This is a genomic window from Bradyrhizobium sp. CCBAU 11434, from assembly GCF_028128895.1.
Lineage (GTDB): Bacteria > Pseudomonadota > Alphaproteobacteria > Rhizobiales > Xanthobacteraceae > Bradyrhizobium > Bradyrhizobium zhengyangense.
Genome location: NZ_LBJX01000068.1, coordinates 1 through 20234, shown reverse-complemented (window position 1 = coordinate 20234; position 20234 = coordinate 1). Strand labels below are relative to the sequence as shown.

The following is a 20234-nucleotide window of genomic DNA, read 5'->3' as shown; positions in this document are numbered from 1 at the left end:
TTTTGAGATGGGGGCTGAGGGCACAGCGAGAGCAAAGAGGAGCAATGAGCATGCCCAGACCACCGCGACCACCATTCACGCGCGAGGAAATTCGCACAGCGCTTAGCGAGCTTTACGACATCGCCAACGAATGGGACGGGCTGATCGAGTGCGAGAAGGACGAAAATGGCTGGCCCAAGGGAGACAGCCTAGAGGCCAACATGAAGCGGCTGATCACGGATGTCACTTCGTACACCAGCCGCCTCATGTTCAACCTTTCGATATGCGGCATGGAAGCGGAGCCGCCGGTTGAGTTCGAAGAATGACCACCCAGCCCAAGGCCTTGCGCCGGGCTTCTGCGTTTTTGAAGGGCTGAGGGCAACACAGGAGAGCGAGAGGAGAAGAGCTTATGATGATCAAGAAAGCATTGATCTGCGCAAAAGATCAAAAGACCGACGACGAACTCAAGGCCATCATGGCAACGCATCCGTGGGCACCGGGCATGATCCACGGCTTCTACAAAAGCGACGCAATCTTTGGAGAGTTGATCGGCCGCATGACCTACGGCGCGATCTGGATCGATGCGGGCTTTGGCTTTGGTTCGGGTAACTGGATGGTTGAGAGCTTCCATTGCCCTGAACCTGCCTACCCTTGCTCACGCCCTTTGCCATCCGACCCGATGGATGACGGCTGGTATCAGCGTCGCAAGGCATGGTGGAAGGCGACTTCAGAGCTGATCCGTAACGGCATTCCAGACGACTATCGAGTTTACATCGTCTACTACGGCGAAATCGAAGATGACTTCGACTTCGACGGCACTCAGGGCGGCGATGCTGCCGTCGCCGAAGCATCATGGCGTAAAGGCATTCTCGCGCATTTCAACTATTCGCCCGAGGTGGAGGCAGCAGTCGGGGCTGCCGTGAATGCATAGGATGAACGCGCAATACCGCCCGGCGCGGTCTCAATCTCCACGTCGGGCGGTACCTAGCAAAGAGCAAAGCGGAGATGCAGTCCCGAAGGCTTCGAGGTTCCGGAATGCCAGCAGATCATAAATCGTCAGGGACACCCGACGCAAGCCTCGACGATCTCCGCGCCGAGCTGATCAGGCGGGCCGCTGAGGTGGCCAACACCCTGCTTGGTGCGCCAGATCATGAGCATCAGGGCAGGCACGAGCTGCGCTGGGGTCGCAAGGGCTCGCTCTGCGTCAAGATCGAAAACGGATTGTGGATCGATCACGAGAGCGGCGAAGGTGGATCACTGCTTGACCTGATCATGCGCGAGCAGGCTTGCGACATTGGCGATGCGATCAAATGGGCGCGCGAGTTCTGCGGGATATGGGATGTTCCAAATGGTGATAATATCACTCATAGGAACCCGCGCCGTGGCACTGACGTCGTGCGCGAAGCATCCAAGACCGCGCTCCAAATTTTCCGCGACGCCACCGGCCTCGATCATCCGGTTGCACAGCGCTATCTCGAACGCCGCAGGCTGATCCTGCCGTGCGATCTCTCGCCTGCGCTGCGCTTCAACCTGCAATGTCCGTTCGGACCGAGCGACGCCCGCGAATATCGCCCGGCCCTGATCGCGCTCATGCGCGACATCCGCACCGATGAGCCGCGCGCGATCATCCGCATCAAGCTGACGATGGAAGCAGAGAAGGAAGGCCCCTTCGCGCTGGGTCCGATCGATGGCTGTGCCTGCAAGCTGACGCCTGACGAGGAAGTCACGCTGGGCCTGCATGTTGCCGAAGGCGTCGAGACCGCGATTGCTGCGATGATGCTGGGCTTCGTGCCGATGTGGGCACTGGGTTTCTGCGGCGGCATCGCCAAGCTGCCAGTGCTGTCCGGCATCGAGTGCCTGACCATCATGGTCGATCACGACAAGCGCAATCCGAGGACCGGCCGAATACCTGGCCCGGATGCAGCGCGGGAATGCTCGGCGCGGTGGACTACGGCCGGCGTGCATGTGCGTCGCGTCGTTCCGAATAAGCCGGGCGACGACATGGCCGACATTGTCGAGCGGGAGGCGGCTTATGGCTGACTACGAGGTCAAGGATGACTTTCCGGGCGATGCTGGTGATAGCGGCCCGATCCGCAATGCTGCGAAGCTTCGCACCAAAGTGTTCGAGCCGATCAGATACGTGGTCCCCGGTTATGTCGCTGACGGCTGTACAATCCTTGCCGGTCGTCCGAAGATCGGGAAGAGCTGGCTTATGCTCGACATTGCGCTGGCCGTTGCTGATGACGGTTACTGCCTCGGCGAGATCAAGTGTGCACAAGGTGACGTGCTCTATTTGGCGTTGGAGGACAACGAGCGCCGGCTTCATTCGCGCATCACCAAGCTGATCGGGGACAGTAGCGAGTGGCCCGCCGCGTTCGACTACGCCACCGAATGGCCGCGTGCCGATGAGGGTGGAATTGACAACATCACCGGGTGGATTGCCAAGGCTCGCAAGCCGCGCCTGATCGTCGTCGATGTACTGGCCCGTTTCCGCTCACCTCGTCGCAAGGACCAGCAACCCTACGAGAGCGACTATGCCGCGATCCAAGGGCTACAGACGATCGCCTCTAAGTCGGGCATTGCCATCGTGATCGTCCACCATCTACGCAAGAGCATGGGCGACAGTGATCCTTTTGAAAAGGTCTCCGGCACCATGGGCCTGTCCGGCGCCGCCGACACCACGCTGGTGCTGGACCGTGACGCCAGCGGCGTCACTCTGTACGGCCGAGGCCGGGATATCGAGGAGATCGAGAGCGCCGTGGAGTTCAGCAAGCTCACCGGCAAGTGGCGGGTGCTCGGTCCGGCGGCAGAGGTTCACCGGTCCGGAGAGCGCTCGACAATCTTGCAGTTTCTTATCGACGCCGGAGAGCCGGTAAGAATTCAGGACATCGTGGCGGGCACCGGCATGCCGCGCAACAACGTGGACCAGCTGCTTTTCAAAATGGGGCGCGATGGCGAGGTGATTAAGGCCGGTCGCGGGCTCTACACATGCCCTCAGCGCCCTCAGCAATATCCCCCCCATAAGAGTGATAAGAAGATACGAAGAGAGGACGGAACTTTGGATTTCAACTTTGCTGCGCGGCAATGGTGGAACTAGTCGTCCGACCATGGCGCGGGCCGTTTTCTTACGTCTTATTTTTCTTATCGATGGGTAGAGAGAGGTGCACAGTCATGCCCGGCCATCGACTTCCCCGGACCGTCCGCGCGAAACTCCGCGCCGGGCAGTCCGTCCGTCTCTATCGCGGCTGGAGAAAGCCCGAGCCCGAACGCCCGGCCGCGTCGAGCGTGCGCCAGATCAGCATTGAGACCGGCAAGGTGGTTGGCGTCGTGATCCGGCCCGAGGCAGCGCAATTGCGGCTGACGACCCGTGCGCCGTTCGCCTACATGCGCCCGGTGCTGCCATGCTGACCCGCTCGCCCGGCTCGATCACAATCATCGTGCCCGCAGCGCGCCTGCGGGGCTTCAGGAAGCTGATCACGCGGTCCCGCTGGCACAAGCGCCAGCTCAACAAGGAAGCCGTCCAGCGCTACCGGGAGCGCCGCGAAGGCCGCAACAAGCGGGCCGTGGCACTAGTCGAGTACGACGGCGTCATGGTGGATGCGCTGGTGCGCTGGGACTACCTGCCGCACCGCGAGGCCTACAGCAGCAAGGACATCGGGCAGGCCATCGCGAGGGCAATCAGCGAGGCGGCGCGGTCGGGGAAGTAGAGCTTCTCCCCGAAATCAGGAGAAGCTGTTTTCTGGTCATGCATGACATCGGCGGGCTTGGACTGGGCCCACGGTCCGGACATGCGTACACCTGTCCCCCTTCGCCCGGATTACTCCGGCGCCCTCGCCACCGAGCGCACCTCCCGTGCGCTCAGCATCACCCGTGGCATCCACACGCTCGGCCGCCGCGCGCTCTTTGGCGGCAAGCAGGCTGATGAAGACCTCAGCGACCCCGTCACCCGTAGCATCGTCGAGAAGGGCGTCGTGACGCCGGCCGACACCGGCACGGTGACCGCGCTGCGGCAGACGACCATCGACACGCTGCAAGCTGTGATGGGGCCGAAGAGCGCTATCGGTCAGTTGCTGCCGAAGATGCTCAACGTCGGTCTTGAAGGTCTGTACGGTGTGACACTTCCATCGATTGCCACGGATGCCGACGCGGTCGGCTGGGTGAGCGAGGGCAATCCGATTCCGGTGAAGCAGTTTGCGTTCGACGCCGGCATCACGTTGACGACGAAGAAGATGGCCACGATCGTGGTCGCAAGCCGCGAGCTGTTCGAATATAGCTCCTGCGAACCCGTGCTGCGCGATCTGATGGCGCGCAATTCCTCGCTCGGCTTTGAAAAGGCGCTGTTCGGGACAGATGCGGCTTCGGCAAGCCAGCCTGCGGGCCTGCGCTATGGCATCAACGCGACGGCCGCGACGGCAGGCGGCACTGATGAGGCGATGATCACGGACCTGAGCAACATTGGTGCCAGCGTCGCGGCGGTCTCCAGTGATCTGTTCTACGTTGCCGGTCCGGCGGCGGGCATCAAGATCGGTTTGAGACAGCCGTTGTTCAAGTATCCGCTGGCGATCTCCTCTGCGCTGGCCGACGATCAGGTGCTGTGCCTGTCGCCGAGCTGCGTGGCCATCGCGGGTGGTCTCGATGCGCCCAAGCTCGATGTCAGCATCGAAACTTCGCTGCACATGGCCGACGATCCGGCTCCGTTGACCACGGCCACGACGGCGGCTTTTCCAATCCAGAGCTTGTATCAATCAGATTGTGTTTCGATCCGGCTCCGCGCTGACGTCGATTTCGCTCTGAGATCGAGTGCCGCGCTTGCGTGGGTCGACGGCATTTCGTGGTGAGCCATGGATCGTATCGATCACAGAGCATGGGCCGAACAGTTGCGCCGCGAGAACGACGAGATGCGCGGCGACATGCAGCGCCGTCGTGAGAAGCGAGAATTGAATGGCGATGGCGAGATGTGGAAGCTGCCGGATGAGCGCAACGCGGTGCGCAAGCACGCGCCGTCATCCGGTCTCATTTTCAAAACGACCGCTGAAGCATTGGTCGAGAAGCCGCAGCCAGATTTCGTCAGTCGGGCCGAGGTTATCGACCTTGTCGAAGGCATCGCCGAAGTAACCGGCAGACTTGAGCGTATGGTTTGTCGCGGTGGCGACGGGACGGCGGTGGATGCTCTGAGGGAAGAAGTGTCCACGAGACTCGGCAGTATCGAGGCGAGGCAGGACGAACTAGAATCGCGGCTCGATGCTCTTGAGACTGACATCAGCGAAGTGCTCAATCGTGGCAGCAACGTAGCGTGGTTGACCAAGAGGAAGACGCATGCAGCGTAATTGGCAGACCGATTTCATGGCGCGTTACGAAGCGGCACGTCAGCGCGAGCTGGCACGGCTCGATGCTGAACCGGATTGCGCGCTTCGTTCGCTGATCGACAGTTTGCCGAAACGCAGCATCGGTCTGCGTGAGCCAGCACGCGTCATGCTCGCCGAGAAGCTGCGCGACATCGCTGACTTGGTCGAACGTGGCGAAGTTGAGATTGATCGCGGCGCCGTTTGATCCTTGGGCCGGGGGGCATAAGGAATTCCTAGAAGGGTGGGGGTGGTCCCGATCGGCCCGCAGGCATCACACGGCTTTTCGTCCAGAATCTTCGAAGCGGAGCAAAACTGGTCAAAGCTATCCGTCCTAAAGGTCCAGAACGATGAGAAACCGAGGCCGCCAATCGATTGCATCCCTGACCACACCGCGCCCGACCGAGCGACCATCGAAGCTGATCCCGCCGGCATCGCTAACGAAGTCCGAGAAGGCAGCATTCGCTGAGCTGATGGCCAGCGTGGGCGACGGACATCTAACCCGCGCCGACATGCCGTTAATCGTGAGCTATGTGCAGGCCTGCCTGCTCGCGCAAAGTCTGGCGCGCAAGCCGAGCCAACGCGCGGAATGGGAAAGGGCTGTGAAGCTGCAGATGGCGTTGGCGAGAAGCTTGCGGCTCACGGTGCAGGCGCGGGTTCATCCGCGATCGATCGGGCGCAATCTGCCGTTCGATGGCGAGAGGCCTTGGGCGCGAGATGATGAGGACGACGATCATGCGACGCGGCAGTGATGCCGAATTTGATGTCCTGATCGCGCGCAATCGTAAACTGCAGGCGCTGCTGTTCGCGAAGTATGACTCTATCGAGCGCGCGGCGCGCGCAGGCGAGTTGATCGATGCGGCCGACATCACCGACGCGAAGATGCTCGCGGCCGAGATCGCGGCGTCGCGTGAAGAGCTGGCGCGGATGGTCGAGGCGGCAAATACGACGCTGGCGTCGTATTTGGTCTGAATGCGAAACAACACGCGCTCGCGAAGCATCGCCACCCATCGGCGGCTTGGTGGCGGTTACTCGGTGTTGTGGCGTGATTTAGGCCAGTACCGCGAGAAGTAGGAAGAAGAGCGCGTCCAACAAACCAGCAAATGAACCACCCAATGACAGTGTCATTGAGTCAACCAATACGACGACTCCGCGTGCCGATGTCGCGCCAGTGTTGGTGACCTTCAACAGCACCCAAACCTTCAGACCAGCGACAAGAGCACCTACAGCGATGCGGACTATACGTTAACGCAGAATGCGCCGTTCACGATCGGCTCCAATGCGCTTCTGATGCAGGTTCGTACGGACCCCGATGACGCCACTGTGCAATATGAATGCTCATCCTGATCGATCCGATCAAGCAAACGGTTGAAAAACCCGCACACCGAAGTGGGTTTTGGAAAAACCCGGTTGTGGCCGAGGCGACGCCGGGTGGACGCGCAGGGTCCGGCCGTCAAATCCAAATCCAAACGGCGCTGAGCTGCAAGAAGAATCCGATCAGCAGCAGCAAAATGCCGGTGCGATGTTCAAAGAAGATGAAGTTTCGCGCGGCCGTTCTAATCGGTGCATCTGGATTGTCGATGATTTGTCGCGTGATGTGGGACGGAGGACCGTAGGGATAACGCTCAATGTCTCCATAGCGCTCCAGCAGTGAGTCAAACGCTCCACTGGCTTCTAATTGTATGATACCTGCGATATCGAATACCAATCCGCTGCTGCCCACGAGTTTTGCGACAGTCAAATGCTGAACCGGTCCTGCTTCTAAGGACAACGGAATTGCGATCAGAAACCCAAAGGCGACGATGATTAGAATGACTAGGAACAATCGTTGACTTGCCTTCATCGCAAATTCTCACACCGGAGTTGGTGACTACAGCGCGCTAGTCCTTCAGCTTTAAAATGTAGATGCGCGCAATCGAATGACAGAGCAGGCCAACGCTGAGCCCGGCGGCACCAAGAGCAGCGACTGCTAGCCAGCCAATCCAGTCAGGGGATTGAACTTGTTTGAGAACTGGCAAAATTAGTCCCGCTGCTACTGCGGCTATGCCGCATCCATTGCAGAAATTTGCTCGCAGTTTTTGGATTTCGTTGTGAACGGTCTTGCTAGAGTCGGCCAGATCATCCTGCGCCATGTTTCAATCTCTCGGCTTCTCGTAAAGGTCGATATCGTTGATCGCGTCTTGGATGAGATCGCGGAGCGCAGTTAGCGTGTCGCGAGCGCGGAGCGCCGAGCGGCCAGCCATGTACGGGCCTGCTGGCGGCAAGTCTTCTGCTGGCGATGCTGAAATGCTGCTGCCGGTTTGCCCGGTGCTGATTTCAGCGATGCGGCCACCGTTGATGCCGAAGTATGCAGCGATGTCGTGCTGCCGGTCTCCGCGAAGCAGCATACCTTTAACAATCGCGATCTCACCGTCGTTCAATGCCATGCTCTGGGTCCTTGTGACGAATCAGGGAACCACGACGATGCCACAATGCAGGGTAGTGCGAAGCCGGAGGACTACGGAGGCGCCTGTGGATAAGGTGGATGAAGCTGGCCGCATCACCGCCCGAACCGGCCCGGACGGTTCGCCCAATTCATCTGCTCGAACGCCTTCGCCAGCGTCTCAGGCCCGTGCTTGGCTTTGAAGTTCTCCCACGCGCCCTTGCGTTGCCGCGTCGCCGGCCGGCGGACCGGGCAGCGTCACCACGACCGTCCACAGCCACAGACGATCATCGCGCCGGATGCGGCCGATCAGGTGGCCGTCCTCGTGGACGCTGTAGTCGTCGGGGCCGATAGAGCGAAGGGTCAGCATGCAGGTCACTGCTTGGACCGGAATAAAAAAGGCCGCCAACCGAGGCGATGTTAACTGCTCTCTGGAAACATCCCGAAACATTAACTCTGTGTAATGCTTGCGTAAGGGTCACGTTCGATGATGCCTCCATTCACGGCGGAGCATCATGAACTACGCGCTTTTTGTTTTGATTATTCCAGCGGCTGGCGTGAGCATCTTCATCTATGGGGCGGTCAAGCAGTGGCTGATCCGCAGGCGCAATCGGCGAACTAAGACACCCTCAGGCTAATCCCTTGATGATCGCCCAGCGCGACCCCGCGCCTTTGCACGCGGCGGTGTGAAGGCCGGGGCCGGCCGGACTGCGGAGACCAGCGCGATCGACGCAGCCGAGCGAACAAGCGGCCATTAGAACAGTGGTTCCTGCTACAAGTGCACCATGGCTGAGGTGAAGGGCTGGTCCCGCCCGTTCGACGATCCGATCAGGTTGAACGACGGCAGAACGCTGCGCACCTTGCGCGATGCCGGCGAGTACATCGCCGCATTGCCGAAGACCGTGCACGATGCGCCGGAGTGGCAAGCGGCGCTGGAGGCGCTGCTGCTGGTGGTCGAGCTCGGCGGGCCGGTGATGCTGGCCAAGATCGGGATCATGCGGGCGATCAACGCCGGCAGGCCGGCGGCGGGCCCGAGGAGGAAGCGGGCGAAGAGCTATCGGGTGATCGGGTGAGGGCTGTGGATGCAAAATATTTTTGGGCTAGCGGATTGGGACACGAACGGGGATACGCGGCGCGGATTGCATTGATTTATCTACGCTTTTTGGCCTATGCGAACCCCTGCGCAGTGGTTTGACGGCTTATGTCGTGATCTCCCCGGGGAGCGATGCACTATTGCCCCCGTCGTCTCGCAGATGACTGATGTGCACGCCCGGTTGGACATCGCACATCATCACGAGCCTTGGCGCACAGGCTCCGGGCGCCAGGACCACACGTCTATATTTTGGCACTCGGTGAAACACGCCGAAACTAAGAAAACCCTTTAAAATAAGCGTTTTTGAACTAGCCTGAGGCGGGCTGTTTCAGCGGGCTTCACCAAAACAAGGGCCCGGCCCTAGAGCCTTTCAGCGTCCGCACGACAAACTGAAAGTCCCAAAGCCGAGCCCTTTGGTCCCAAGCCTTAGGAGCCGAAACCACATGGATACTATCACTGTCCCCTCCCCCGCCGGCAAGCGGGGCCGCAACAGCAGCGTCATCCTGACCGATCGCCTCTGCGAGAAGCGGGTCGCCAAGCGGACCAAGTTCTACGACCGCAAATGCCATGGCCTCTACGTCAGCATCACCGCGGCGGGGGTCGCCACCTTCTCCTTCAAGTTCACTGACCGGCAGACCGGCAAGCAGCGCACCGGCTGGCTCGGTATCTACAATCCCGAGACCTTCACCGTCGAGGATGCCCGCAGCAAGGTCTACGGCCTCAAGGCCATGGGCGGCGACGCGCTTCTCGAGACTTTCCGCGACCAGAAGACCGCAAAAGCGAAACGCGGCAAGACCGTCGCGGAGATCATCGACGAGCGCATCAAGTGGATGAAGACGCCGGTCAAGAAGCCGGACGGCGAGATGCGCCCCGGCTTGAGGCGTGGGAATATACAGCGAGCCACCTCAACCGTTTCATCCGGCCCCGCCTCGGCAAGAAGCTTGCCATGGAGGTCACCAAGCACGACATAGCGACACTGTCGAACGACATCGTCGCGGGCAAGTTCGGCAAGCCGTCCGTCAGCAACGCGCGCCACATGCGAAAGGCGGCCTCGGGCCTGTTCAACTGGGCGGCGGAAGCCGGTCGCGACTATGTCACGGCCAGCCCCTGCGTCAACCTGCCGAAGCTCGATCCGGAGCATCCCCGGACCCGCGTCCTCTCCGAGGACGAGATCAGGATATTCTGGCGTGGATTGGATCGCGACGACCTCCCCTATGATCGCCGGACGCGGCTGGCGCTCAAGTTCGAGCTGGTCACCATGCTGCGCTCTCGTGAATTGCTCGGGGCCCGTCGCGATGAGCTGTTCGACCTCGAGGGCGCTCATCCCCGCTTCGACGTCCCGCTCAAGCGCGTCAAGAAGAGGCGAGTGATCCAGCAGCCATTGTCCGATCTGGCGGTCGAGATCATCCGGGAAGCGCTGACCTCGGATGATCAGCAGTTCGTCTTCGAGAGCCCCATGTACAAGGGCCAACCGATCCATCGCAAGGCAATGGCCGACGCGCTACGTGGCACCAAGCACGAGAAAAACAAGGACAAGACCAAGACCGCCGCAATTTGCGAGCTACTCGGCCTCAAGCCGTTCACGCCGCACGATCTGCGGCGAACAGCGGCGACTCTGGCCGGAGATCTCGGCTTCGACGACGCCTGGATCGCGAAGTGTCTCGATCATGCCGCCAGCAAGAAGGCCGAGGTCGTCGTGCCGACCGTCACCGGCAAGGTCTACAATCATTCTACCCGCATGAAGGAAAAGCGGGCGGTGCTCAACGGCGTCGCGGCCGAGTTGAGGAGGATCATCGGTCCGCCAGTGCCAAAGGCCCTTCAGAAGATGCTGCAGACCGCGGTCTGATAGGAAGCCCCCGCGCGCGCCATGCAGGCAGCGGCCAGCCAGGAACAATGCATGCGCGGCGGCGGCGCGCGCTGCAGATGGTGCGGCACCAATTACTTTAGCGAGCTGCTGACTGATCCGAACTTGTCGTTTAGCGTGGTGCCGAGACTGTTGACGACGGTGATGATCGCCAGCGCGATACCGGCTGCGATCAAGCCGTACTCGATCGCGGTAGCACCATTTTCATCTGCAATGAAGCGACTAACCAAAGTCATTTCGAGCCCCTGCCATGGGTATTGATGGGCCCAAGGCTAAGCTTGCCGAATTTCTACTAGGTAAATTTCTCGACTCAAATGCAGTAAATCCCAAGCCTGTGGTCCCGACCGATGCAAATGGGGCACGGGCTTCATTGGTGGATCCGATCGCACCTCACCGCTTGCCCCACGGCTCGATGTCTGTGTTAGGCCGCCCCCCGTTCAGCGCTCGCATGATCCCGATGCGGCGAACATGACCGGCCTGCCGCCCTCGATAACCAGCACGGCATGCCATTCCGACTGGTTATCCTCGGTCTCAGTCGAGCACGCTCCATCTTTTAAGGATCAAGGACTTCCAAAGCACCTGCTTAAGAATCGCCAAATTTTGGTTCTCCCGACCGAGGAGATAGCGACAGCGCTTTGTTGCCGCTCAAGAGATAGACTCCACAGCCGGTCACAACTCCAAAGCTCCACATTTCTATAGGCAAAAAACCTAGGTGTCTGGCGAGAGTCAGAGCGGCCACGAACATACAAACGGAACCCAATACGCGAGTAATCATTCTCTGTACTTTCCTGTCCGCTTATTCATTAGGAATAAGTTCGCTCAGATGGAAGGAGCAGCTGGTCGGGCAGAAGCGGCTACAACCCAAAGTCGAATACATATGCACCTTGAGTGTTAATAGTTCGCTTATACAACTGATCCAAGTTCTGCTCAGAGGCCAAGTCACCGACCTTACGGCGATGGACCATCTCGCAGCACATAATTGTTCGCCTAGTAATCGAATCTGCGGAGTACTGTGTGATTTGCGGTCTACCTGCCCGCCCACCCCTAATCGGACCGAAATTACTTTCGACGGGCTACCCGCGTTTCTCCAAGACATTTCAGTCTCAGTTAATGATGGCGCTTCGTTTTCCGTAGTTCATTCGGCGAACCGCTGGTAAGCATTGTTTAAGAGATCAATTCCAGATTGTCGTTTCGACCGTGTGGAGAGCCGCAGCGATGCTCCTCCGGTTTCTCGCTGTGAGAAGCGCGTTCGGTGGCGACATCGCGGGAATTGAGATGAGAAGATCTGCGTTCGCCTTAAGGCAACGTTTAAGCAGCCAGAGGTTACTCTAGACTATCAAACTCGGGGCAGAAATTATGAGCGGCGGTTGTTTTGATCTGATGGGTCGCTTCCTGCGCGACCGACGTGGTAATATCGCCGTCATCTTTGCTCTTGCGGCCGTCCCGCTTCTGACCGCGGTTGGTTGTGCGGTGGACTACACGATGGCGACTCAGATCAAAGCCAAGCTGCAAAGCGCGGCCGATGCGGCAAGCGTTGGAGCACTGGCAGTAGGTTCGCCCGCGTATGTTGCGGCAGGTACAATGGCTGGCAGCGGACCAGTAGCCGCCGGCGTCACCGATGCGAGCAATATCTTCTATGCAAACCTCCGGAATGTCGCGGACTATACGAACTTACATGTCACTCCGACGGTCACTAAGACGAATTCGAACATCACCTCTCAAGTGACTTTCAGCGCTGACATGCCCACCACCTTCGTGAAGTTAATCGGCATAAACACGATCGCGCTTTCAGGTTCGTCACAATCGGTTGGTTCACTGCCGATGTATCTTGATTTCTATCTGCTGCTTGACGTTTCGGGGTCAATGGGGCTGCCCTCGACGCCAACAGAAGCTCAGCGAATGCAGGCAATTAATCCTGACAACTTCAGGCAATATCCCACCGGATGCACGTTGGCTTGCCATTTCTCGCCTCAAAATAGCGCATGCACGGACTCGGGGACGCAAGGCTATCCTACGAATAATTATTGCCTCGGTTACGCGATCTCCCGCGTCAGCCAGTCTGGATACACAGGCCTCCTCCAGACCAATAACAACAATCCGATGAGAAAGCAGCTTCCCAACAATATCGTCTCCGGCTTGCCGAATTCGCTCTACAACAATCTCCCCACAGTAGCGAACTGTCCGGCTACGGGCACCGATAATTGCATCCAGTTGCGGCTCGATGCGGTGGGTTATGCCGTGAACCAACTCTTTATTACGGCGAATAACAGCGAGAAGTTACCGCAGCAATTCCGGATCGGTCTGTATCCCTTCATCCGGTATCTCTATTCAAACTATTTTCCACTGACTTCGAGTATCAACGGCTCCTCAACAAATCCGTCCACCATCAACTATGCGGCCGCCAATCTGGCGTCTTTGCTTGACACCAATACAAACGCCAATCTCGGCTCGGGTGGCACGCACATCGATACAGCGCTCTCGTCGACGAACACCCTAATCAGCAGCGTAGGTAACGGCAGTTCCTATAACAATACCCTCCCTTATGTCTTCCTTATCACCGACGGTGCTCAGGACCCGCAAGTGAAAGGCGTTCCTAACGGCGGCTGGTCCGGCAGCAACCATGCCACGGTCATTAATCCCGCAACTGACTGCGCCCCACTCAAGAATAGGGGCATCATCGTGTCGGTTCTCTACATCCCTTACCAGCTAATCTCACCGGTCAATGCCAGCTTTGCAGGTGACGAGGACGATTACGCCAACAATAACATACCCAATATTCCCGCAAGCCTGCAGGGGTGCGCGTCGCCTGGCTTTTTCTATACCGCGAACACTCCGGCGGACATCACTGCTGCACTGAATGCGATGTTCAATCATGCCCTCGTCAATGCGCACATTACCAACTGAAGGACTCGTCATGAAATATAAGGCGAAGCCTTGGCGGCGCACTCAGCGCCTTCTAGCACGACTCATGCGAGACCGTAGCGGGGTCGCAGCGACCGAGTTTGCCATGATCGTCCCGATCATGCTCGTGTTGTTTTTTGGGGTAGTTGAGTTCACCAACGGCCTTGCTGCCTATCGCGCCGTATCCCTCATGGCGCATACGACCTCCGACCTTACATCGCAATCAAAGTCGGTTAAGGATTCGGACCTCACTAATTTCTTTTCAGCTTCGACGGGCATCTTATATCCTTACGCCACGAGTGCTACAGATCCGAATCTCAAGATGTCGATTGTCCAACTGTGGGTCAATTCGAGCCTGCAGGCACGAGTCCAGTGGGCGGTGAACAGCGATGGCTCGTTAGCGGCGTCGCCGGGAACGGTAGTAAACATACCAACTTCGCTTCAGGTGGCTAACACTTACGTGATCTACTCCAGTGTAGTGTACACCTACGTACCGACGATCGGCTACGTGATGAATAAGGAGGGAGTGGCCTTGAGCGACTTCGCCTACACCCGTCCACGGTTATCTCAGTGCGTGTTTTATAACCCCCCGAACCCACTTCCGACCACGTGCCCTCAAACCTGATGCGTGCGCTCTAGAATCGATCAGAAGAACAAACGATGTCGGAGGCGCGGCCTGATGGCGAATCGATTCGGGAAGACATCTGCTCGTAAGTTGAAAGAGAGAGGCGCGCGAACGCCAGGAGTTGTTTAATGCCATCGCCTACTTTTACTGCCTTGTTGGTTCGGCGCCGGCTCCGCCGGTTTCGCGTTAACCATCGGGGATCGGCAGCAGTGGAATTTGCGTTGGTCGCGCCGACGTTCTTTGCACTTTTGTTCGCCATTCTTGAGACGGGAATCCTGTTTCTCGCGGGGCAGTTGCTCGAAACGATTACATTGGATGCGGCTCGGACCGTCCTAACAGGTCAGGTCCAAGCCGCGTCTTACACCTCGGCGCAGTTCACCAACTACGTCTGCGGCAAGATCCCGGCGCTCTTCAACTGCAGTGGTATCTCCATCGATGTGCAGAACTATCCTTCGTTCACGAGCATCAATTTAAGTAGCCCGATAGATAGCAACAGAAACTTCGTCGGAACGAATCTTCATTTCAACCCCGGTGGCCCGGGAGATGTTGTTGTCGTGCGGTTGTTCTATCAATGGCCACAGATCGTTACCGGATTGGGTTGGAATCCGTCGAACCTGTCCGGCAACAAGCGATTGTTGGTCGGAACGGCTGTTTTTAAAAACGAGCCGTATTAGAAAGCGGCTTCATTGAGGCGCGACCATAGAACTAATTGACGCGATTTGGACCAAGGCCGGCAATCGCGTTGAGTGTGTAGCTGGTCTGCAGACAACGATTGCGACCTTTCCTCCAAGTCCCCTCCCTTTAGTAAATGGAAAAGTTTCGGTTTAATAAGAGGTATTTTTGCTAGCTCTGTCTGGCCGCGGTGATTGGCTCACTCAGCTTGTAGATGTGGTAAATGTCTGGCGAGGGCGTGTTCGTCTGACCCTTTCCCGTGTATACTTCCTCCACCACCCAACCCTGCTCGCGTAGACCATCAACGAGACCAAATTTCTCGTTCCACTCTTGAAGCGCTAACAAGTATTTTGGGTGGAATGATCGAGCGATCTCAGCGATCGCCTTTGACCTCAGCTCCCCGGCGCTTGGGTACGTCAGCCGCTTGTGAAACTCGATCGCGGCCGGCGTCTTCAGTCCTACGAGGTCGACAAGCCGAACATGCCCCGCATAGGCGACATAGCCAGCGTCATGCACCAATATTGTCGGTCGATCAGGCAAATTCTCATTGATCCAATGTACGGCGTCGGAAAGGCTTTTTTGATTGCCTGTTAGGTGTGTCCAGTAGTCGGAAAGTTGCCCACCGAAGGCCAATGGCAGAAAGAGAGCCGATATCCCGACAAATCGAAGGGTATTCGTGCGAGCTGCCGAACTGAGGCCGCACGCCACTCCAAAGAGTATGATCGGCGCAAATATGTAGAGGTATCGACTTCCATTATGGGAGAGGCCGCTAGGGAATTTCCAGAGATACGAGCCTATGAAAATGGTAGCGAACACGGCCAGAACGATCCCGACCGAGCGCGGCCGTATAAAGCGAACGCAGAGAAAAAGAGGGAAACAGGCAACCGCAGCTCGAGCCGTTGCCAACGATACGAAGCGCAATTTGTCCGGCCAATCTGCGTAACGGTCTGCGAAGTAGTAGGTTTTGGCGCCGACAGTGCTAGGCACCAGCGAACCCGTGTCGACCCAGTACCACATGAGGAACGGCACAGCGCTTAGAAGCGACGTCGCGCATGCAGCGATCTTGAAGCGGAGCGAATGACCGTTTTCGAGAAGCAGAATGAGCATCGACCCGACAGACAGAAGACTAAGCTCCGGCCGGATAAACGGCATGATCCCGCAAAGAAGGGGGAGCGAGATCGTCCGTCTCTTGTCTGTCAGCAGCTTGATGTTCCAGGCCACCGCAGCCATCGCGAGTCCGGTATCCATTCCATTCAGGAGCTGAAACAGCGTACCAGCAAAGATCAAGCCACCAACAGCGATTAGCATTGGCTCCAGGCGGGAGCATCCGACGTTGATGCAGGCGAGGAATAGACCGAGCACATATGCGACGCCGCAGAATGCGCCGAGCAAGTACAATGCCAGAGTGTCAGAAAAGACGACTTTCTCGATAGCCAGCAGCAGCGCGAGATGCACACCGCTCGTGGCTCCGACGAGAGCGGGAACTCCGATATAATTCTCATCGTGGCCCTCGTGAATAACCTGCGCATTGTGCAAGTTGATGAAGGCGTCATCCGTGGGGAATACGGCTCCTCCGATAATCCAATAGACTATCGCGAAAATCGCAGCTGTAGCGAATACGCAGGCCGCCACGGTCCCTTGACCTTTCAAAATCGGCCCCAAGTCGAGCAACCTTTATCTAGTTGGATGAGAAATTATCGCCTGAAGGCAATAATGCTTTCCTAACGGGCGACAAACCGACAGCGGCACTTAAGCTCGAAACCCTGGAGGCGTGGCTTGGCCCGGAGCGCCGCTGCGTGGTACCCTTCAACTCATTCCGCGAGTTCAACAAGGCCGAAGGCGGAGACATCTGGTTCGCTCTCAAAGAGACCCGCCTCCTCGCCTGCTTCGCGGCCATCTTGGCAAATTGGACTTCGGTGCGAAAGGTCAAAGAAGGCGAAACGACGAACGACTTGTACGCATTCCTAACGACCGAGCCCAATGCCGAGGTCGGCGCTATTCACCCGAAAGCGATGCCGGTCATCTTGATGCGGCCGGGCGTAGTTGAGACCTGGATGAGCGCTTCTTGGGATGAAGCCCAAATACTTCAGCGTCCGCTTGCAGACGGTGCATTGCGAATCGTGGCACGTGGCGTGAAGGAGGATCAGACTGCCATATGAAATGCGCTAACGCCCGCCCCTATGCCGAACCGGAAGCCGCCGCACGAAAGCTCATCGAGCTTGCCAGAAGCGTCCAGGTGATCAACGAGCATCCACATCGAGAAGATCAACGGTCCGTTCCTTTCTAAGACCATGCGAGCGGGTCGGAGTTTGGCGCCGGCATCAAGTATACGATCGAGAGAGGCTGGCTCGAGCCGCACGAAAGCGGCACCTATGTGCGGCTGTTATCGGCAGGTGCCGACCTGTTTCCGCATCAGTAGCGCCAGCATTAACGCCACATTATTTTCATTTTTTGGCGGAAACAAATTGGTGTTGTTGCATCATTTTGAGGACCGCATTCATGGCAAAAGAAAATTGCTTGGTTGTCCACGCAGCTGGAAGACAGTTGGATCTGCTGCGCGGAGAGGCTGCTCGCCTTGCGAAGGACAGCAAATTGGGATGGTGGACTGATCGCGCAGACATCGGCACCCGCTTCTGCTTTGAGGATGCAAAGGCGAAGGAAGCCTTCGCGTTGACCTGCGACAACTTCGGCATTCGGTGCCGAGACGGCTAGGCAAATCCGCTGGTCCTACTTCAACGTAATGCTGTCGACCCCCTGGCATGGCCGACATAAGTAGGCGTGTATCGCTTGCAGGCCGGCAATCTCTGGAAGCATCGCGAGGTACTCCATCGGCCGCCTGCATTCCTGGCAGAGGAGCACGGGTGGATTTTCATTGTTGCGGCCGCTTGCCATTTCACGCTCACTCAGAGCGCGGCAGCATAGTTTTGGGTGAGGCCGAGCACACCCCCGTTGGAATACCGAAGCCTATCGAAATTCGGCAGCCTTAACGTGAGGCTCGTCGCGCAAGACGGGGGACAACTACGGGACTTAAAGCACGCGCGCTAACATCGTCGCAGTTTTGTTCACAAGTGCACCATGCGAGGGAATGGATGCAGCCTACCTTCGCTGAGCGTCGGTTGGATTCGCCTCCGTTCCGAAGCTCAGGCGGCCTCAGCTCCTCACCCTTCCAGAGCTGAGGTCGCTCGCTCCTCCAGAATTAAGATGTGTAAACTTGGCCTTCTCCCGTCGCCGAGAGTTACAAGTGCACTCGACCTTCGGCTATCTCAGTCCTATTGAGTTCGAGCGCACGGGATTTTTTGGAAGCAGTTCGTTCCTGGGTCTCCGGTACGGCGCGGTGAGGAGCAGCAAAAAGGTCGCGCGCGCAGCCATGTACTGTGCCGCTAGTCGGCCGCGCTCAGTACCCTGCAGGATGATTTTACCAGCTTTGCCATAAACGCACCAACGCCAGCTGCGACCGCGCCGTGTGATCGAACTATCAAAGACAGGAAAATCCACATCGCTCATTGGAAGCATACTCATAAACAACCACCTAAAATAGCCACATTGCTCAACAAATATAATGGGATAACTTCTTTAGTGGCAGCGGAGTTCCTGCTCGCCATGAGATTGCTTGATGCTTGAAGTATTTTCGCGCATCTCTCTTCGAGATCGAGCCAAGGATTCAGTTGCTGGTCTATCGACCAAGGCCTAGATCGGCGCTCTGGAAAGCCCGCAAGTCATGTCATCCGCTTCGACTAACAAGATTGCGCTTTTCATCGATGGCGCCAATCTTTACGCGACGGCGAAAGCACTGGGCTTCGACATCGATTACAAACGCCTGCTGGAGGAATTTCACAGCCACGGAGAACTGTTTCGGGCATTCTACTATACCGCAGTTATCGAAGATCAGGAGTTTTCCTCGATTCGTCCCCTGCTCGATTGGTTGGACTACAACGGGTTCACGGTCGTCACCAAGGCGACTAAAGAGTTTGTCGATGCATCCGGCCGCCGCAAGATCAAGGGCAACATGGATATCGAGCTAGCGGTGGACGCCATGGAGGCCGCCGAACACATCGACCAGATGGTGCTATTCTCGGGTGATGGCGACTTCCGCTCGCTGGTCGAGGCCGTGCAGCGCCGCGGCGTGCGGGTCACGGTGATCTCCACTATCGCCAGCCAGCCGCCGATGATAGCCGACGAGCTGCGCCGCCAGGCCGACGTCTTCACTGATCTCGTCGAGTTGCAGTCCAAGCTTGGCCGCGACCCGTTTGAACGCCCGGCCCCACGTGATCGCGAACCGCGAGGACACATGTCGAAATATCTACAAGAGCCGAAAGGAAACGACCCTCGTGGCTAAGTAAGTCGCCCGTATCGACTTTGCGGCAGACCACTTCAATAGAACAGCATGACGTCCAAGCAGCCAGTGACGCGCAGACCAATTCCAGGATACGGCTAGCCCTCTCGCCGCGCCTATTTTCGAGACAATCCCTTGAACGAGCTCGCCCTCAGTAGGCCGTCTGAAGTGATGTCGTGAAATTCGATATCGGCATAAAACGTCGGCTCGACCCAAGTAGCCTTTGGTTTCTTGATGGGCTTTGTCAATTTTGCCTTTGGGCTCACCACCGTGTCGAGCTTCTTTCGGATCTCACTGGAAACCGTGCGAGACCAGCCGGTACCGACCTTGCCCATGTACACCAGTTCTTTGCCTTCCCTCTTGCCGAGGTAGAGGGCGGCGACACCTGTCGGATCCTTGATGAATCCGACCACAGGGAATTTTTCGCGCTGGACAGTTTTGATTTTCTGCCAAGCCTCGACCCTGTCCGAGCGGTAAGGTGCATCGATACGCTTTGATACGATGCCCTCATAGTTCAACCGCGCCGCAGCCTCGAACAGCGCCTGCCCGTTGCCTTCATGATGCTCGCTGTACAGGATGGGCGGATCGAGCATGTCGATCAGCTCTTTCAGCAACTCCTTACGCTTAAGCTGGGGCTTGCTCCGAAGATCCTCTCCATTGTGGAAGAGGATATCGAAGGCATAGAACAGCATCCGGTCTTGACGGCCTTTGGCCAAGTCTGCGTGCAGCTCGGAAAAGTTGGTCCGGTCCTCGTGGACCACGACAATCTCGCCATCGAAGACGGTTTGGCTCTTCAGCTTGAACGAGCTTGCGAGGCGCGAGAACCGTTTCGTCCAGTCGTGACCGTTGCGGGTGAAGATTTTCGTGGCGCCGCTGTTCACATGTACCTGCGCCCGATAGCCGTCATATTTGATTTCGTGAATCTGCGGATTCCGATGATCTCGCCCGGGTGTACCGATTTGATCTCGCCCAGGATTCCGAGATGATCTCGCCCACCCTTCCG

Annotated in this window: 26 protein-coding genes and 1 pseudogene; 20 read left to right on the top strand and 7 right to left on the bottom strand. The window is 57.8% G+C overall.

Annotated elements, in window-relative coordinates:
* Window positions 1–50: 50 nt before the first annotated feature.
* The 11 genes from XI06_RS14535 (at window position 51) to XI06_RS14485 (ending at window position 6293) form a co-directional block, all read left to right on the top strand.
* The gene (locus tag XI06_RS14535; protein WP_271605662.1) at window positions 51–305 is read left to right on the top strand and encodes a hypothetical protein; all 255 of its coding nucleotides are present in this window, start codon (window positions 51–53) and stop codon (window positions 303–305) included.
* A gap of 83 nt (window positions 306–388) precedes the next feature.
* Window positions 389–910, top strand: coding sequence for a hypothetical protein (locus tag XI06_RS14530; RefSeq protein WP_271605661.1), 522 nt, complete (start codon window positions 389–391; stop codon window positions 908–910).
* Window positions 911–1014: 104 nt separating this feature from the next.
* Entirely contained in the window at window positions 1015–2019 is a 1005-nt protein-coding gene (locus tag XI06_RS14525; protein ID WP_271605660.1) for a DUF7146 domain-containing protein, read from the top strand.
* Window positions 2012–3076 (top strand): AAA family ATPase, encoded by a 1065-nt coding sequence (locus XI06_RS14520; protein WP_271605659.1) that lies wholly within the window; start codon window positions 2012–2014, stop codon window positions 3074–3076. Before XI06_RS14525 ends, XI06_RS14520 begins: the two co-directional genes overlap by 8 nt.
* A 74-nt stretch (window positions 3077–3150) precedes the next feature.
* Complete coding sequence (locus tag XI06_RS14515; RefSeq protein ID WP_271605658.1) at window positions 3151–3387, top strand: hypothetical protein; 237 nt, start codon at window positions 3151–3153, stop codon at window positions 3385–3387.
* Window positions 3381–3686: a hypothetical protein gene (locus XI06_RS14510; RefSeq protein WP_271605657.1), complete on the top strand. Its 306-nt coding sequence runs from the start codon at window positions 3381–3383 to the stop codon at window positions 3684–3686. Before XI06_RS14515 ends, XI06_RS14510 begins: the two co-directional genes overlap by 7 nt.
* 81 nt (window positions 3687–3767) lie before the next feature.
* Entirely contained in the window at window positions 3768–4817 is a 1050-nt protein-coding gene (locus tag XI06_RS14505) for a phage major capsid protein (protein WP_271605656.1), read from the top strand.
* Between the two features lie 3 nt (window positions 4818–4820).
* On the top strand, window positions 4821–5306 hold the full coding sequence (locus XI06_RS14500; protein WP_271605655.1) for a hypothetical protein: 486 nt from the start codon (window positions 4821–4823) through the stop codon (window positions 5304–5306).
* Window positions 5307–5322: 16 nt separating this feature from the next.
* The gene (locus XI06_RS14495) at window positions 5323–5529 is read left to right on the top strand and encodes a hypothetical protein (protein ID WP_271605654.1); all 207 of its coding nucleotides are present in this window, start codon (window positions 5323–5325) and stop codon (window positions 5527–5529) included.
* A 265-nt stretch (window positions 5530–5794) separates the two neighbouring features.
* On the top strand, window positions 5795–6073 hold the full coding sequence (locus XI06_RS14490; protein ID WP_271605653.1) for a hypothetical protein: 279 nt from the start codon (window positions 5795–5797) through the stop codon (window positions 6071–6073).
* Complete coding sequence (locus tag XI06_RS14485; protein ID WP_271605652.1) at window positions 6057–6293, top strand: hypothetical protein; 237 nt, start codon at window positions 6057–6059, stop codon at window positions 6291–6293. The genes XI06_RS14490 and XI06_RS14485 overlap by 17 nt, the downstream gene beginning before the upstream one ends.
* 481 nt (window positions 6294–6774) lie before the next feature.
* Here XI06_RS14485 and XI06_RS14480 read toward each other — a convergent pair whose 3' ends face one another.
* The 4 genes from XI06_RS14480 to XI06_RS14465 all read right to left on the bottom strand — a co-directional run bounded on the left by XI06_RS14480 (window position 6775) and on the right by XI06_RS14465 (window position 8113).
* The gene (locus tag XI06_RS14480; RefSeq protein WP_271605651.1) at window positions 6775–7164 is read right to left on the bottom strand and encodes a hypothetical protein; all 390 of its coding nucleotides are present in this window, start codon (window positions 7162–7164) and stop codon (window positions 6775–6777) included.
* Between the two features lie 37 nt (window positions 7165–7201).
* Complete coding sequence (locus XI06_RS14475) at window positions 7202–7453, bottom strand: hypothetical protein (RefSeq protein WP_271605650.1); 252 nt, start codon at window positions 7451–7453, stop codon at window positions 7202–7204.
* Between the two features lie 3 nt (window positions 7454–7456).
* Complete coding sequence (locus tag XI06_RS14470) at window positions 7457–7747, bottom strand: hypothetical protein (protein WP_271605649.1); 291 nt, start codon at window positions 7745–7747, stop codon at window positions 7457–7459.
* Between the two features lie 177 nt (window positions 7748–7924).
* Complete coding sequence (locus XI06_RS14465) at window positions 7925–8113, bottom strand: hypothetical protein (protein ID WP_271605648.1); 189 nt, start codon at window positions 8111–8113, stop codon at window positions 7925–7927.
* 415 nt (window positions 8114–8528) lie between these two features.
* Between XI06_RS14465 and XI06_RS14460 the strand changes: the two genes are divergently transcribed.
* The 3 genes from XI06_RS14460 (at window position 8529) to XI06_RS14450 (ending at window position 10682) form a co-directional block, all read left to right on the top strand.
* Window positions 8529–8816: a hypothetical protein gene (locus XI06_RS14460; protein WP_271605647.1), complete on the top strand. Its 288-nt coding sequence runs from the start codon at window positions 8529–8531 to the stop codon at window positions 8814–8816.
* A gap of 463 nt (window positions 8817–9279) precedes the next feature.
* The gene (locus tag XI06_RS14455) at window positions 9280–9807 is read left to right on the top strand and encodes an Arm DNA-binding domain-containing protein (RefSeq protein WP_237873579.1); all 528 of its coding nucleotides are present in this window, start codon (window positions 9280–9282) and stop codon (window positions 9805–9807) included.
* A complete protein-coding gene (locus XI06_RS14450) occupies window positions 9783–10682 on the top strand; it encodes a site-specific integrase (RefSeq protein WP_237873582.1) in 900 nt (299 codons plus the stop codon). Before XI06_RS14455 ends, XI06_RS14450 begins: the two co-directional genes overlap by 25 nt.
* A gap of 92 nt (window positions 10683–10774) precedes the next feature.
* On the opposite strand, the gene XI06_RS14445 is transcribed toward XI06_RS14450, so the two are convergent.
* Window positions 10775–10936, bottom strand: coding sequence for a Flp family type IVb pilin (locus XI06_RS14445; protein ID WP_237873584.1), 162 nt, complete (start codon window positions 10934–10936; stop codon window positions 10775–10777).
* Between the two features lie 1120 nt (window positions 10937–12056).
* Between XI06_RS14445 and XI06_RS14440 the strand changes: the two genes are divergently transcribed.
* From XI06_RS14440 to XI06_RS14430, 3 genes are all read left to right on the top strand, one after another.
* A complete protein-coding gene (locus tag XI06_RS14440) occupies window positions 12057–13604 on the top strand; it encodes a TadE/TadG family type IV pilus assembly protein (protein WP_237873586.1) in 1548 nt (515 codons plus the stop codon).
* Window positions 13558–14226: a TadE/TadG family type IV pilus assembly protein gene (locus tag XI06_RS14435; RefSeq protein ID WP_333909331.1), complete on the top strand. Its 669-nt coding sequence runs from the start codon at window positions 13558–13560 to the stop codon at window positions 14224–14226. The genes XI06_RS14440 and XI06_RS14435 overlap by 47 nt, the downstream gene beginning before the upstream one ends.
* A 128-nt stretch (window positions 14227–14354) precedes the next feature.
* Window positions 14355–14900: a TadE/TadG family type IV pilus assembly protein gene (locus tag XI06_RS14430; RefSeq protein WP_237873591.1), complete on the top strand. Its 546-nt coding sequence runs from the start codon at window positions 14355–14357 to the stop codon at window positions 14898–14900.
* 169 nt (window positions 14901–15069) lie between these two features.
* On the opposite strand, the gene XI06_RS14425 is transcribed toward XI06_RS14430, so the two are convergent.
* The gene (locus XI06_RS14425) at window positions 15070–16569 is read right to left on the bottom strand and encodes a hypothetical protein (protein ID WP_237873592.1); all 1500 of its coding nucleotides are present in this window, start codon (window positions 16567–16569) and stop codon (window positions 15070–15072) included.
* A 78-nt stretch (window positions 16570–16647) separates the two neighbouring features.
* Between XI06_RS14425 and XI06_RS14420 the strand changes: the two are divergent.
* The 3 genes and pseudogenes from XI06_RS14420 to XI06_RS14410 all read left to right on the top strand — a co-directional run.
* A pseudogene (locus XI06_RS14420) lies at window positions 16648–17057 on the top strand (SOS response-associated peptidase family protein); the annotation flags it as partial.
* 340 nt (window positions 17058–17397) lie between these two features.
* Window positions 17398–17610, top strand: coding sequence for a hypothetical protein (locus XI06_RS14415; protein ID WP_237873593.1), 213 nt, complete (start codon window positions 17398–17400; stop codon window positions 17608–17610).
* 1006 nt (window positions 17611–18616) lie between these two features.
* Window positions 18617–19234, top strand: a complete 618-nt coding sequence (locus tag XI06_RS14410; RefSeq protein WP_237873594.1) for a LabA-like NYN domain-containing protein — start codon at window positions 18617–18619, stop codon at window positions 19232–19234.
* Window positions 19235–19347: 113 nt separating this feature from the next.
* On the opposite strand, the gene ligD is transcribed toward XI06_RS14410, so the two are convergent.
* A partial coding sequence (ligD, locus tag XI06_RS14405) for a non-homologous end-joining DNA ligase (protein WP_442869443.1) occupies window positions 19348–20234 on the bottom strand: 887 nt, incomplete at its 5' end.

What these genes read in the sequence shown, in the direction of transcription:
- XI06_RS14435 (WP_333909331.1), top strand. Translation starts at nt 13,558, where the DNA reads ATGCGATGTTCAATCATGCCCTCGTCAATGCGCACATTACCAACTGAA.
- XI06_RS14415 (WP_237873593.1), top strand. Translation starts at nt 17,398, where the DNA reads ATGGCAAAAGAAAATTGCTTGGTTGTCCACGCAGCTGGAAGACAGTTG.
- XI06_RS14520 (WP_271605659.1), top strand. Translation starts at nt 2,012, where the DNA reads ATGGCTGACTACGAGGTCAAGGATGACTTTCCGGGCGATGCTGGTGAT.
- XI06_RS14465 (WP_271605648.1), bottom strand. Translation starts at nt 8,113, where the DNA reads ATGCTGACCCTTCGCTCTATCGGCCCCGACGACTACAGCGTCCACGAG.
- XI06_RS14500 (WP_271605655.1), top strand. Translation starts at nt 4,821, where the DNA reads ATGGATCGTATCGATCACAGAGCATGGGCCGAACAGTTGCGCCGCGAG.
- XI06_RS14490 (WP_271605653.1), top strand. Translation starts at nt 5,795, where the DNA reads ATGGCCAGCGTGGGCGACGGACATCTAACCCGCGCCGACATGCCGTTA.
- XI06_RS14455 (WP_237873579.1), top strand. Translation starts at nt 9,280, where the DNA reads ATGGATACTATCACTGTCCCCTCCCCCGCCGGCAAGCGGGGCCGCAAC.
- XI06_RS14430 (WP_237873591.1), top strand. Translation starts at nt 14,355, where the DNA reads ATGCCATCGCCTACTTTTACTGCCTTGTTGGTTCGGCGCCGGCTCCGC.
- XI06_RS14410 (WP_237873594.1), top strand. Translation starts at nt 18,617, where the DNA reads ATGTCATCCGCTTCGACTAACAAGATTGCGCTTTTCATCGATGGCGCC.
- XI06_RS14495 (WP_271605654.1), top strand. Translation starts at nt 5,323, where the DNA reads ATGGCGCGTTACGAAGCGGCACGTCAGCGCGAGCTGGCACGGCTCGAT.
- XI06_RS14470 (WP_271605649.1), bottom strand. Translation starts at nt 7,747, where the DNA reads ATGGCATTGAACGACGGTGAGATCGCGATTGTTAAAGGTATGCTGCTT.
- XI06_RS14530 (WP_271605661.1), top strand. Translation starts at nt 389, where the DNA reads ATGATGATCAAGAAAGCATTGATCTGCGCAAAAGATCAAAAGACCGAC.
- XI06_RS14525 (WP_271605660.1), top strand. Translation starts at nt 1,015, where the DNA reads ATGCCAGCAGATCATAAATCGTCAGGGACACCCGACGCAAGCCTCGAC.
- XI06_RS14475 (WP_271605650.1), bottom strand. Translation starts at nt 7,453, where the DNA reads ATGGCGCAGGATGATCTGGCCGACTCTAGCAAGACCGTTCACAACGAA.
- XI06_RS14505 (WP_271605656.1), top strand. Translation starts at nt 3,768, where the DNA reads ATGCGTACACCTGTCCCCCTTCGCCCGGATTACTCCGGCGCCCTCGCC.
- XI06_RS14440 (WP_237873586.1), top strand. Translation starts at nt 12,057, where the DNA reads ATGAGCGGCGGTTGTTTTGATCTGATGGGTCGCTTCCTGCGCGACCGA.
- XI06_RS14535 (WP_271605662.1), top strand. Translation starts at nt 51, where the DNA reads ATGCCCAGACCACCGCGACCACCATTCACGCGCGAGGAAATTCGCACA.
- XI06_RS14460 (WP_271605647.1), top strand. Translation starts at nt 8,529, where the DNA reads ATGGCTGAGGTGAAGGGCTGGTCCCGCCCGTTCGACGATCCGATCAGG.
- XI06_RS14485 (WP_271605652.1), top strand. Translation starts at nt 6,057, where the DNA reads ATGCGACGCGGCAGTGATGCCGAATTTGATGTCCTGATCGCGCGCAAT.
- XI06_RS14450 (WP_237873582.1), top strand. Translation starts at nt 9,783, where the DNA reads ATGGAGGTCACCAAGCACGACATAGCGACACTGTCGAACGACATCGTC.
- XI06_RS14480 (WP_271605651.1), bottom strand. Translation starts at nt 7,164, where the DNA reads ATGAAGGCAAGTCAACGATTGTTCCTAGTCATTCTAATCATCGTCGCC.
- XI06_RS14515 (WP_271605658.1), top strand. Translation starts at nt 3,151, where the DNA reads ATGCCCGGCCATCGACTTCCCCGGACCGTCCGCGCGAAACTCCGCGCC.
- XI06_RS14445 (WP_237873584.1), bottom strand. Translation starts at nt 10,936, where the DNA reads ATGACTTTGGTTAGTCGCTTCATTGCAGATGAAAATGGTGCTACCGCG.
- XI06_RS14510 (WP_271605657.1), top strand. Translation starts at nt 3,381, where the DNA reads ATGCTGACCCGCTCGCCCGGCTCGATCACAATCATCGTGCCCGCAGCG.